This window comes from Myroides odoratus (assembly GCF_965118575.1).
Classification (GTDB): domain Bacteria; phylum Bacteroidota; class Bacteroidia; order Flavobacteriales; family Flavobacteriaceae; genus Flavobacterium; species Flavobacterium odoratum_B.
Window position 1 is genome coordinate 14981 of record NZ_CBCPHW010000018.1, and the last position, 13100, is coordinate 28080.

Consider the following 13100-nt stretch of genomic DNA (forward strand, 5'->3'; position numbering starts at 1 on the left):
GCATTAAATTTGCACAAACAACACACTATTTATGAGTTCAAGTAATAGATACGCACTTCGCGGAGTTTCTGCTGAAAAAGAAGATGTACACAATGCAATCAAAAACATAGATAAAGGCTTGTTTCCGAAAGCATTTTGTAAAATTATTCCCGATTATTTAACAGGGGATGAGGCCTATTGTCTAATTATGCATGCCGATGGAGCAGGAACAAAATCATCATTAGCTTATATGTACTGGAAAGAAACAGGAGATATTTCTGTTTGGAAAGGGATTGCTCAAGATGCTTTAATCATGAATATTGATGATTTATTGTGTGTGGGTGCGACGGATAATATCTTGTTATCTAGTACAATTGGACGTAATAAAAACGTAATTCCAGGTGAAGTTATTTCAGCTATTATAAACGGAACAGAAGAATTAATTCAAGAATTAAAAACCTTTGGTGTTACGATTCATTCAACCGGTGGAGAAACCGCAGATGTAGGAGATTTAGTGCGTACCCTAATTGTAGATTCAACTGTTACAGCGAGAATGAAGCGCAGTGATGTTATTGACAATGCCAATATTCAAGCGGGAGATGTAATTGTTGGATTAGAATCTTTTGGACAAGCTACGTATGAAAAAGAATACAATGGCGGAATGGGAAGTAATGGACTTACTTCTGCGCGTCACGATGTATTTGATCATGCTTTAGCAACAAAATATCCAGAAAGTTATGATGCTTCTGTACCTGAAGAATTAGTGTATTCTGGCAAAGTAAACCTTACAGATGCAGTGGCTAATTCGCCAATCAATGCTGGAAAATTGGTCTTATCTCCAACGCGAACCTATGCCCCTATCATCAAGGCACTATTAGGTCAATACAAAGCCGAAGATGTGCATGGTATGATTCACTGTAGTGGAGGAGCACAAACTAAAGTTTTACACTTTGTAGATCAACTACATATTATCAAAGATAACTTATTTGAAGTTCCCCCTTTATTTCAATTGATACAAGAACAATCTCAAACAGATTGGAAAGAGATGTATCAAGTATTCAACTGTGGGCATCGTATGGAATTATATGTAAATCCTGCAATTGCAGAAGACATTATTGCCATCGCGAATAGCTTTAATGTGCGAGCACAAATCGTAGGTCGCGTAGAAGCTTCCGAAGATAAAAAATTAACGATTCAGTCAACATACGGAACATTTACTTATTAAAATGGGACGTTTATTAGCTATTGATTTTGGTCAAAAGAGAACAGGGATTGCGGTAACCGATGAGTTGCAACTGATTGCATCAGGCTTAACTACGGTGAATACAACGGAACTGCTGTCTTTTTTAAAAAACTACTTTCAAACCGAAAAAGTAGAAAAGGTAATTATTGGTGAACCCAAGCGATTGAATAACGAGCCCTCTGAGGTAACACCCGTTTTAAATGCCTTTGTTGAAGTTTTTAGAAAAACTTTTCCTACACTACCCGTGGAGCGGATTGATGAGCGTTTTACCTCTAAAATGGCCTTTCAGGCCATGATTGATAGTGGTTTGAAGAAGAAACAAAGACAAAATAAAGCCTTAATAGATGAAATTGCTGCTACAATAATCTTACAAGATTATATGACGCAAAATCGCTTTTAGAGCTTTTTTGTAAAAATTAAATAAAAAAAAACTGTTTTTCCTGTAGATAAAAATTAATTTTGTAAAAATAAATATTCGATATAATGTCAAGTATACAGAAATCTGAGGTTGATGTTGTTTTAGTAGGAGCTGGAATCATGAGTGCCACGCTAGGAATCTTACTAAAAGAATTAAATCCAAATCTAAAAATAGAAATCTTAGAACGTTTAGATCACGCCGCAGCTGAGAGTTCAGATGCCATGAATAATGCAGGTACAGGACACTCTGCATTTTGTGAATTAAACTACACACCAGAAAAACCCGACGGTTCTATTGATGCTACAAAAGCGATTAGTATTGTAGAGCAATTCGAAGTGTCAAGGCAGTTTTGGTCATACTTGGTAAATAAAAAAGTACTAAATGATCCGAATAAGTTTATCAATTCTGTTCCCCATATGAGTTTTGTTTGGGGGGAAGAAAATGTAAACTTTTTGGAAAATAGATATAAAGAACTTCAAAAATATCCTTTGTTTCAAGGGATGGAATTCTCAAAAGAGGAGGAACAAATTAAAACTTGGGCTCCCCTTTTAATGGAAGAAAGAAAACTGGACGATGTGTATGCAGCCACGTATATGCCGATCGGAACAGATGTGAATTTTGGTGAATTAACGCGTGAACTCTTTGCTTATATGACAAACGAAGAAGGCGTTTCTTTGCATTTCAATCATCAAGTAACGGATATTAAACGCAAAGGAAATAAATGGAAGGTTACTGCTAAAGATGAAATTACAGGTGATCACAAAGAAGTGAAAGCGAAGTTCGTTTTTGTTGGTGCTGGGGGTGGAGCGATTTTATTGTTGCAAAAAGCTGATATTCCTGAAAGTAAAGGGTATGGTGGTTTTCCAGTAGGTGGTGAGTGGTTGGTATGTAGCAACCCTGAAATTGTAGGAAAGCACATGGCAAAAGTATATGGAAAAGCATCTGTGGGTGCTCCTCCTATGTCGGTACCCCATTTAGATACGCGTTTTATTGATGGTAAACATTCACTTTTATTTGGGCCGTATGCGGGATTTTCAACTAAATTCTTGAAAAAAGGCTCTAATATGGACTTGTTCAAATCTTTGGAATTGAATAATATTGGTGCGATGTTAGGTGCAGGAATGAGAAACTTAGATTTGACTAAATATTTAATCGGTCAAGTTTTACAATCCGACAAATCCAGATACGAAGCTTTGCGTGAATATTTTCCAGATGCAAAAGAGGAAGATTGGACAGTAGAACATGCAGGACAACGCGTGCAGGTTATCAAAAGAGATAGAGACGGTAAGGGAATCTTGCAGTTTGGTACAGAAGTAGTAAACGCAGCAGATGGCTCAATTGCAGCTTTATTAGGTGCTTCTCCAGGAGCATCAACGGCTACAGCTATTATGTTGAAATTGGTGAAAAACTGTTTCCCAACAGAATTTAATTCACCTGCTTGGCAAGCAAAGTTTAAAGAAATGATTCCTTCTTTCGGACTTAAATTAAATGAACATCCAGAAATGGTTGCTGAAATAAGAGAAAATTGCTCTAAAGTTTTGAAGATATTTCCAAACAATTAAGCAAAAAATATAGATAAAAAAGCCCTTTTATTTGATAAAAGGGCTTTTTTATTTGTCAAAACTAATTGCTAAACCCTTGATAATCACTTGCTAGTAAGGTCTTTCAGATCAAGCGTACTAGTAGGGAATTAAAAAAATATCTTTTTTGCGATTTTACTTTTCGATTCATAATTCCCGCTTTTGTACTGGATTTTTGAGCCTCAAAAAAATAGGATTGTTGCCTAAAACAACAAGGTTTGGATTGAATTAACATACGAAATTAGCTCATCCCTTTCTTTTAGGTATTAATTTTATTTATTGTTTTTATAGTAATGATAGATTTTATTTATTTTGTTATAATATATAGATATCCCTATTTGAGTTGTAAGCGTTTGATAGTTAGTATATTTGAATTGAAGATAACAAGATAACACTACAACTATGGAAAAGAAAAAATTAACAACAGCATCAGGAAGACCTTACGTAGAACATGAAAATTCTATGACAGCAGGTGAAAGAGGACCTATATTATTGCAAGATTATATTTTGCATGAAAAAATGGCGCATTTCAATAGAGAGCGAATTCCCGAGCGTGTAGTTCATGCAAAAGGATCTGGAGCTTTTGGAACCTTTACTGTAACCAATGATATTACGTCATTTACCAAAGCAAAATTATTTGGTGAGATTGGAAAACAAACCAAAGTGTTTTTGCGATTTTCAACCGTTGGAGGAGAAAAGGGATCTGCGGATTCTGAAAGAGATCCCCGTGGATTTGCCGTGCGATTTTATACGGAAGATGGAAATTGGGATTTAGTAGGGAATAATACCCCCGTATTCTTCATTAAAGATGCTAAAAAATTTAGTGATTTTATTCACACACAAAAACGCCATCCACAGACGAATTTAAAATCGGCTACGATGATGTGGGACTTCTGGTCTTTAAATCCTGAAAGTTTACACCAAGTTTTGATTTTGATGTCTGATCGTGGTACACCCGCGGGCTATAGACATATGCATGGATTTGGTAGCCATACTTTTTCCATGATTAATGCGGCTAATAAACTAGTTTATGTAAAGTTTCATTTTAAAACCGTACAAGGGATTAAAAATTTATCTGGATTTGATGCGGATCGAATGAGAGCCATTGATATGGATTTCGCACAACGCGATTTGTTTGAACATATTGAAAAAGGCGATTTTCCACAATGGAACTTAAAAATTCAGGTGATGACAGAGGCGGAAAGCCGTACTGCAAAAGTAAATCCTTTTGATGTTACGAAAGTATGGCCTCATAAAGAGTACCCTTTACTAGATGTTGGCGTATTGGAACTAAATGAAAACCCACAAAACTATTTTCAAGACGTAGAACAAGCGGCTTTTGCACCTACTCATATTGTTGATGGAATCGGTTTTTCACCAGATAAAATGCTACAAGGACGCATTCTTTCTTATCCGGATGCACAGCGTTATCGCTTAGGTGCTAACTATGAGCAAATACCTGTAAATCGCTGCCCATTTGCAACGAATAATTATCAAAGAGATGGTGCTATGCGCATGGATGGAAATGGGGGAAGTGAACCCAACTATTACCCTAATAGTTTTGATTCGATGGTGATTGATGAAAACTATAAAGAGCTGCCTATGGAATTAGGGAAAAATGTTGTGGCGAATTATTACGATAGAAATGGAGTAAAAGAAGACGATCACTTTACACAGCCTGGAAACTTATATCGCCTTATGACTGAAGAAGCTAAAACAAGTACCGTCAATAATATCGTGGGGGCTATGGCTGGAATTGGCGGAGAAAAACGCGATGAGATTATCTTACGTCAATTGTGCCACTGGTTTAGAGCAGATGCCGAATTAGGGATGCGTATTGCAAAAGGATTAAATGTCGACATAAGTCAATTTATGTAAAATAAAATAAAGCCCCACTAATAATAAAGCGAATTACCTCAATGTAGTTCGCTTTTTTTGATTAAAATAATGTTTTATGGCGTAAATTCATGTTAATAAATGGGGTATAGTACGTTACAAAAATGTTGGAGTTCCTTTATTTACTGGATTTTCAACTTTAAAAGTAGATAATACTCAAATGAGTGGCAACGTTAAATCTTCTAGCAATTGAAAGTGGGAACTACGGTGTTTTATCAATGGAGTCCTACCGAAAAAAGCACCTTTAAATCTGAATTTGGCATTTATGGGTTAAATTTTAAATCATCTGCCAGTGGAATTAAGATTAGATCGATGTCTGGAACTAGGTATTTAACGGGCGTAGAATATCAATATAACGCGGCTAAAGGGTTTCGAGGTGTACTAGGGGTGCATTATCCCTGGAATTCCTAGGATGTAAATACGGTTCCACAGTATCAAAATTACTTTGAACAAGCTCGATTTATTCAATATCCCTTGGATTTAATTTCTAAGTAAAGCAAGACTATTTTAAAAATAAGCTTGCTTTACTCGTTGCCTTGTATCTTTTTTAGCGCTCTATTCAACGTTCTAGTAGTAATGCCTAAATAAGAGGCCATATCTTCTTTAGAAATAGCGACTTGATTTTTTTCTTGCAGTACGATTAACTTTTCTAAAGCGTGCTCAACCGTGTATAATTGTTGAAACGAAGCTCTTTCGCTGGTGTGATATACCCGTAGCGCTTCTACAGATAGTAGCACATTATTGAAGGTAATATCTGTTTTGAGTAAGTGATCAAAAATGGACAAAGGAATCACATAGGCTTCTACGTAAGAAAGAGCCTCCACAGAGCACAAACAAGGCATTTTGCCCAAATACTCAATTTCCCCCATTATTTCCCCTCTACTAAGAAACTCAGGGATATATTCTTTGCCATTCTCTTCCGTAATAAAACATTTGGTTATTCCTTCGCGAATAACGATTATTTTAGTAATTTGCTCGCCTTGGGTTAGAAGGATATCTTTGGGGTTATATTGTATTAATTGGATTTTATCAGCTATAATATCCTTATGCGCCATGGATTCTACATAGGATAAAAAATCAAGATTTATTCTTAACATATATTTATCATTAGAAGGACAAATGTCCTAGTATAGATTGAAAATAATAGGCAATTTTGCTCTGTTCAAATGTATGAATTAAATGTTAGCGATGTGTTGCGTTAAGATAGATTTAAATAAAATGAACGCAAAAACAAGATAGTAATACAAGTAGTAAAAACAGAAATGAAGTGTGTAAGTGATAATTAATATTCTGTTTTTACGTATACAATATCGTGTTGGGGTATAGTTAATATACCTATAACTTTGTGTTGGTTTTCTAACAATAGTTTGAAAACAAAAAGTGTGGTTAGATTAAAAAAAAGGAAGATTTTGAAAAAAGATCTTCCTTTTTTTGTTTTTGGCGATTACTGTGTAAGACGAGGCCTCCTTATTGCATGTTTCCACCATACTAACCGTCTCGTCTGTCATCTGAGTGTAGTGAAGCATCCCACCAGTTATTCATCGTTTGTTACTACTAGTAGATACCTTCTATCCAAATCAATCCATCAAATACAGAGACCAACTTTTTCACTTGATCCCCTAGTATTCAACAACCGGTCTAGGCACTTTTTTAGAACCGGATGAATTCGTTTTTTTAGGGGAATGATACTTTTGGCGCTTCATTAATAAAAACAGATGCAACGATGAAAGAGAGTAAAGCGACAACTAGAAACAATTGGACAAAAGAAGAAATTAGCAAAATTTTCAATTTACCTATTATGGAGCTAATCTATCAAGCAGCAACAATTCACAGGCAATACCACAATCCCAACGAAGTTCAAATTAGTACCTTATTATCCATTAAAACGGGAGGCTGTCCTGAGGATTGTTCCTATTGTGGACAAGCAGCCCGGTATCATACCGATATCAAAGTACAGCGCTTATTGGATGTTGATACAGTTGTAGCGCATGCAAAAAAAGCGAAAGCAAATGGTTCATCTCGATTTTGTATGGCCGCTGCTTGGAGAGAGGTTCGAGATAACCGAGATTTTGACCAAGTAATCGAAATGGTAAAAGCAGTGAATGCCTTGGATATGGAGGTTTGCTGTACCTTGGGTATGTTGACCGAGAACCAAGCCAAACGCTTGCAAGAAGCCGGTTTGTATGCGTATAATCACAATATCGATACCTCAGAATCCCACTACAAGGAAGTTATTTCAACCCGAACGTATGAACAACGATTAAATACAATCCAGGCTGTTCGAAAAGCAGGGTTGACCGTTTGCTCTGGAGGTATTATAGGATTAGGAGAAACCAATCAAGATCGAATTTCGCTCTTATGGACTTTAGCAACTATGGAAAAACACCCAGAATCAGTCCCTATCAATGCGTTGGCAAGGGTAAAAGGTACACCCCTAGAACAAATGCCTAAAACGGATAGTTGGGATATGGTTCGAATGATTGCTACGGCCCGTATTAGTATGCCTACAGCTAGGGTTCGTTTAAGCGCAGGCCGTTTAGAAATGAGTGAAGCGGAACAAGGATGGTGCTTTTTAGCAGGTGCGAATTCCATTTTTGCTGGCGAAGAGCAAACGCTATTGGTTACACCGAATCCCGCATGGAGTCAAGACCAACTCTTATTTCAAAAATTAGGGATTAATCCTTGCTTTTTTGCCGATAAATAGTAGTAGAAAAGGGTATAATTAAAATTGCTAAAAAAAAAGTTCCTGTTTTTATTAAATAGGAGCTTTTTTTTTATTTATCCTTAGTTTGGGTATTTTTAGTAAATAATCACAACTAATAGCCCCTTTAGTTTTGGTTTATTTTTACTAGGAATTACTTTATGTTATAAAATGTTTATTGATAGGTTAGCAAAAAGACAAGGCGAGTAATAAAAAACAATATGTTAATATAATGATAATATTTAGATTTGTTTTAAATAATAGGCTTGTAAATATTTGATTTTAAGTAGGCTGTATTTTGAGAAATTAATCTACTCTAATAGCTGTAAAGTATCGTAAATACTGATGATATTTGTCAGTTTTACACAATGATTTATCAAATACTTTTGTGAAATAATAATAACTAAGAAAGACGTCTTTTTGAAACTTAATTTATTGTTTTAACTATTGATTTTTAATATAAATACTTAATTAGGTTAAAATATGATTTATGTTGTAAAAATTAATAAAAAAATCGTTTGTTAACTTTTTTTTCTTAAATTTATATACAATAAAGTATTTAGTTTAAAACAAAAATTAAAAGTAACTATTGTTTAACCCCTTAATAGACTATGTTATGAAAAAAGTTTTAAAATGGACGTTGGCTGTCCTGATGGCGGCCAGTCTTGGATCGCTAGTAAGTAGTTGTAGTAGTGATGAAAACAACAATGAAATGGAGAACAAATCCATGAAAGTGGTAAAAGAGGACAATTTAGAGAAAAATTGGATTGTTGCTCATTTTGATTTCAATGAATCATGTAAAGGTGCTAAAAAGCTGGCCTATCAAGTTTCATCGGTACATATTTCACTAAGTGGAAATGCGTTTAATGCTGTAGATCAATACAGTTTAAAAGAAGACAAAGGATCATGGGTATTAGACAATAATGTAATTGTTGTATCTAGTGAAGCATTTGGTCCAAAATTTCAGTTTAAAATACGTGAATTAAAGCACAATTCTTTGATTGTAGATGTAATTGGCCATGAGGATTTAAGTGCTATTGAGTTAGTTTCTTTTGATAAGTAAAAAGCTTGAAAAGTAGTAGAAAAAGCTTAGAAAAAAGTTGGGAGGACACGAATGCTTTTGTAAGTTTACAGGAAGAATAAAGTACTATGGGAAAAAAATATTTCATTGCTAAAGACAATCAAAAGTTAGGTCCTTTTACGATAGCAGAAGTAGCAGAAGTGGGAATCACAATTCAAACCTTGGTTTGGTACGAAGGATTACCCAATTGGACAGAGGCAAGGTATATAGGAGAATTGCAATTAATTTTGCACTATGATGTATCCCATCAACCCATAAGATATCAGCCAAATGCGACAGAAGAAAGAATAGGTAATATAGTGTATCATGCCGATAATGCACGTGTTACACTCTTTACACCTGAAGGAGAAATTTATTATGAATATGCGGGTTTTGGAGATCGCTTAGCTGCTTTTTTACTCGACCGTTTAATTTGTTTCTTTTTGATTATTTTTCCTATTATCGGCGCTTGGTTGTATTATGCACTTTTACATTCAAGTGATGGACAAGCTACCGTTGGACAAAGAGCGATGAATATCAAATGCTTGAGTGACGAAGGAAATCGAATTGATTTTGGACAAGCTACCGGCCGATTTTTTATGTCAATTATTTCAGGCTTCATATTCGGAATTGGGTATTTCCTGTTTTTTGGAAGTGCTAAAAAACAAACCTTACACGATAGTGTTGCTAAAACAATCGTTGTGAAAGAAATTGGAAGAAGAAAATACAACTTTTAAATCTAAAAATAGAAGCTAGCCTTTTTGCTAGCTTTTTTTTTGCAATTTTTTTAAAGGCTTTTATATACCTTACCTAGTAAATTAAAGATACAGTAGTACATTTGTACAATTCAACGTGCGATTCTTCATTTTGAGTAAAAAATCCCAACAGAACAGCAATGCGGTTTTTATTTTTGACAAGATAACTAGAGAGAATGAAAAATAATAATACAGAACAGTCTTTATTTACAAAGCATTATCGGCTGATAGTAATTCCTGCTGTTTTTGGGTTATACCTTTTTTCTCATTTTCTGTTGAATCCTTATGATCCAGAATGGTATGACACAATTGATCAAGCTGGACTTTGGCAATCGGGTAGCATGATTTTGGTGTATTGTACGCTAATAAGTGAAATAAGCTTGCGATTGAGCCATGTTTTGAATAAGGCATTACCCTGGAATACATTCGCAGCATGGCGTGTGATTATTCAACTACTCTTATTGGTTCTGTTTATTTTTATTGTGTATTGCCTATTGAATATTGCCTATCTCGTTTGGCCTCCCTTCAAGACTGGAGAAGTATTGGATTTGGAAGCTAAGATTGATATTTGGCAATCCCTGTTGATTAGTATTAATACGGGAATTTTTATCAGTGTCATTCACACCGGATATTTCTTAATCAAAAATTGGAATAATTCAATGCTGGATGCAGCGGGTCTGAAATTGAAAGCCGAACAATTGGAGCGCATTGCCAGTCAAGCGGAATTGGAAGCCTTGAAAATGCAATTAGACCCCCATTTTCTCTTTAATAATTTTAGTACGTTATCTGAATTAGTTGTGGAAAACCAGCAAGTAGCGGTCAAGTTTATTGATCACTTAGCTTTGGTTTATCGCTATATGCTCTCCAATGCGCGTAAAAACTCGATTAGCTTAAAAGAGGAACTAAGTTTTGTAGAATCGTATTTTTATTTGATTAAAGAAAGGATGGGGCGTAAAGTTAATTTGAATATTGATATCCCAGACTCCGTTCAACATACCAATGCTGTAGCACCTATTGCTTTGCAACTCTTAGTTGAAAATGCCGTAAAACACAATACCGCTTCTAAAGATTCGCCTTTGTATATTCATATTCAAGTGGTTGATCAATATGTAATTGTTCGCAATAATTTGCAAAAATTGGTGGTAGAGTTACCTTCTTCCAAAGTGGGACTGACTAATATTATTGATCGGTATCGTTTGTTGAGTCAATTAGAGGTTCAAATAGAACACAATGAAATAGAATTTATTGTAAAATTGCCATTGTTAGCTGTAAGAGATATAATGTTCACAAATCAAATAAAATAAGGCAATGAAGGTATTAATTGTTGAAGACGAAGAAAGAAATGCAAATAAACTTAGGCGTCTTTTGTATCAAATTGAGCCTGATATTCAGGTTCTTGATGTAGTTGAAAGTGTACAAGCTTGTGTGAATTGGTTAAGGAATCATTCTTCTCCAGATTTAATCTTTATGGATATACGACTGGAGGATGGTCTTTGTTTTGAAATATTTGAGCAAATAGAAGTCACTATTCCTGTTGTTTTTACCACTTCCTATGATGAATATGCTTTAAAAGCGTTTAAAGTAAATAGCATAGATTATCTTATGAAACCCGTCCAAGAGCAAGATCTGATTCAAGCTTTAAAGAAATACAAGCGTTTAAATGCAATCGAACTCAATGCTTCGATTAAAAATATTTTAGGGAGTTTAAATCCAAAAGAGATTGCCTATCGATCTCGTTTTTTAATTCCTTATAGAGATGGCTTTAAAACGGTTAAAATTGAAGAAATTGACTATATCTATTCTGAATTGAAGATTACACATTTAGTATTGAAAGACAAAAGTGCTTTAATCCTTAGTCAAACCATGGAAGAAATAGAAGAAGAATTAGATCCCTTATCTTTTTTTAGAGTTAATAGACAACATATTTTAAATATTGACAGTATTTCCAATATCCAAAATTACTATAATGGCAAGCTTAAAGTTACCTTAGTACGCGACACACAACGTGAAATTATTATTAGTCGAGAAAAGGCACCCCTATTTAAAAATTGGTTGAATTCATAAGGCTGTTTCGATAGCTTTTTTTAAGTTTGGCCGATCCATTTGTTTTATTGGGAATTAAGTGCAAAGAGAAATAGTAGGCAAACATCCACACCCCAGGTTCTACTCCTTTATTGGAGCAGTAGAAAAATAAAAACAAACCTTATAGAAAAGAACTTTAAAATCGTTTGATTGTTATTTATATTTGTAGTTCTTAATTGGAATTGAGTTATGAAGAATACAAAAGTTAGAGCGCAACAAATACTAATGACAGTGGGCTGTATTGTTTTTTTGGTTTGGGTAGGAATTCGTGGGATGAATGAACGCAAAGGAGATACAAAAGAGACTGATACAGCGGTAGAAAAGTTGTCTTTGGCTTCTGAAGGGGTACAGGTCCAAAATACAACAGAAGAAATTGTAGTTGTTAATCAGGTTTATGCCACACAAATCGCTCAACTACCGTCTATGTATATTCGCGCAGATAAAGCGGGAGAATTAGTGCAATTAAAGGTAGATATTAATAGTCGCATTGAAATGGGACAAGAAATAGCCTTGCTACGAGTGGCTAAAGCAGATACAATTGGTTTAGGCAACGTAAATAGAAAAGTGAAAGTAGCCAAGCAAAATGTAAAAGATAAACTAGAGCAATTATTGGCCATTGATCGCGGTGAAGGAGGAGGAGATGCGAAGGAAAAATATGAAAAACAGTATGCTTTATACAATGAGGCAAAAAAGGAATTAGCTGAGTATGAAGGACAGGAGAATAAGTTAACCACATCTTCTCCAGTTAAATATATAGAAACTACAATCAAAGCACCTAAAGAAGGAATTGTAAAACAAGTTTTAGTAGGCGCGGGTAGACCCATTGAGCTCAACCAGCCTCTTTTGACTATTCAAAGTGGCGCGTCGAAGGTAGTTCAAATTGAAGTTACAAGTGAAAACTATTTGTTAGTTAGAAATCATCTTCCGCAAGTAAGAGCCAAAGTGATCTTTAAAGATAATTCATCGTATCAGCTGCCTGCTTCTGTCGTTGCTTCATTGAATCAAAAGTCAATTAGCGAAGACGGAAAAATTAGAATAACTTTTGATGTATCCGCTATTCCTAATATAACCGATATTCAAAAAATGGAACTCAGCATCTTGAATATTCCCACCAAAGTTTTGGATGAAAGAGCTCTTTTTATGCGTGGAGATACAGCGTATATTTGGACGTTAGGCGAAGAAAATCGCCTTGAAGCAACACCCGTTAATGTTGTAAAAAAGGAGAAGGGAAAAATCTATGTTCAAAATAGCAATGTAACTACTTGGAATCGCGTACTTGTAGGGGATTTAAGAGGAATAAAAGAAGGAGAGAAGTTTGTAGAGAAGAACTAAAATTATACAACATATTCCAAAAATTATGTAATATTCCTTTGAAGAGAAGTTGAT

General features: G+C 34.9%; 12 protein-coding genes. 11 read left to right on the forward strand and 1 reads right to left on the reverse strand.

The features are described 5' to 3' along the window. The first annotated feature begins 31 nt into the window (after nucleotides 1-31). From ACMHJ2_RS14225 to ACMHJ2_RS14245, 5 genes are all read left to right on the forward strand, one after another. Entirely contained in the window at nucleotides 32-1204 is a 1173-nt protein-coding gene (locus ACMHJ2_RS14225; protein WP_413513531.1) for an AIR synthase related protein, read from the forward strand. Nucleotide 1205: 1 nt separating this feature from the next. Further along, nucleotides 1206-1622: a Holliday junction resolvase RuvX gene (ruvX, locus tag ACMHJ2_RS14230; RefSeq protein WP_413513532.1), complete on the forward strand. Its 417-nt coding sequence runs from the start codon at nucleotides 1206-1208 to the stop codon at nucleotides 1620-1622. Between the two features lie 83 nt (nucleotides 1623-1705). Next, a complete protein-coding gene (mqo, locus tag ACMHJ2_RS14235) occupies nucleotides 1706-3202 on the forward strand; it encodes a malate dehydrogenase (quinone) (protein WP_413513533.1) in 1497 nt (498 codons plus the stop codon). Nucleotides 3203-3622: 420 nt separating this feature from the next. Next, a complete protein-coding gene (locus ACMHJ2_RS14240) occupies nucleotides 3623-5098 on the forward strand; it encodes a catalase (RefSeq protein WP_413513534.1) in 1476 nt (491 codons plus the stop codon). A gap of 207 nt (nucleotides 5099-5305) precedes the next feature. Then, complete coding sequence (locus ACMHJ2_RS14245) at nucleotides 5306-5527, forward strand: hypothetical protein (protein WP_413513535.1); 222 nt, start codon at nucleotides 5306-5308, stop codon at nucleotides 5525-5527. Nucleotides 5528-5640: 113 nt separating this feature from the next. Here the strand turns inward: ACMHJ2_RS14245 and ACMHJ2_RS14250 are convergent, their stop codons facing one another. Continuing rightward, on the reverse strand, nucleotides 5641-6213 hold the full coding sequence (locus ACMHJ2_RS14250; protein WP_413513536.1) for a Crp/Fnr family transcriptional regulator: 573 nt from the start codon (nucleotides 6211-6213) through the stop codon (nucleotides 5641-5643). Between the two features lie 626 nt (nucleotides 6214-6839). Here ACMHJ2_RS14250 and bioB point away from each other — a divergent pair. The 6 genes from bioB (at nucleotide 6840) to ACMHJ2_RS14280 (ending at nucleotide 13046) form a co-directional block, all read left to right on the forward strand. Further along, nucleotides 6840-7820 (forward strand): biotin synthase BioB, encoded by a 981-nt coding sequence (bioB, locus tag ACMHJ2_RS14255; protein ID WP_413513537.1) that lies wholly within the window; start codon nucleotides 6840-6842, stop codon nucleotides 7818-7820. A 613-nt stretch (nucleotides 7821-8433) separates the two neighbouring features. After that, nucleotides 8434-8880: a hypothetical protein gene (locus ACMHJ2_RS14260; protein ID WP_413513538.1), complete on the forward strand. Its 447-nt coding sequence runs from the start codon at nucleotides 8434-8436 to the stop codon at nucleotides 8878-8880. 86 nt (nucleotides 8881-8966) lie between these two features. Then, nucleotides 8967-9614, forward strand: a complete 648-nt coding sequence (locus ACMHJ2_RS14265) for an RDD family protein (protein WP_413513539.1) — start codon at nucleotides 8967-8969, stop codon at nucleotides 9612-9614. 194 nt (nucleotides 9615-9808) lie between these two features. Further along, nucleotides 9809-10936 carry a sensor histidine kinase gene (locus ACMHJ2_RS14270; RefSeq protein WP_413513540.1) on the forward strand — a complete coding sequence of 376 codons (1128 nt, stop codon included), beginning with the start codon at nucleotides 9809-9811 and terminating at the stop codon, nucleotides 10934-10936. A gap of 4 nt (nucleotides 10937-10940) precedes the next feature. Next, on the forward strand, nucleotides 10941-11696 hold the full coding sequence (locus tag ACMHJ2_RS14275; RefSeq protein ID WP_413513541.1) for a LytR/AlgR family response regulator transcription factor: 756 nt from the start codon (nucleotides 10941-10943) through the stop codon (nucleotides 11694-11696). Between the two features lie 207 nt (nucleotides 11697-11903). Then, nucleotides 11904-13046: an HlyD family efflux transporter periplasmic adaptor subunit gene (locus tag ACMHJ2_RS14280; RefSeq protein ID WP_413513542.1), complete on the forward strand. Its 1143-nt coding sequence runs from the start codon at nucleotides 11904-11906 to the stop codon at nucleotides 13044-13046. Nucleotides 13047-13100 lie beyond the last annotated feature (54 nt).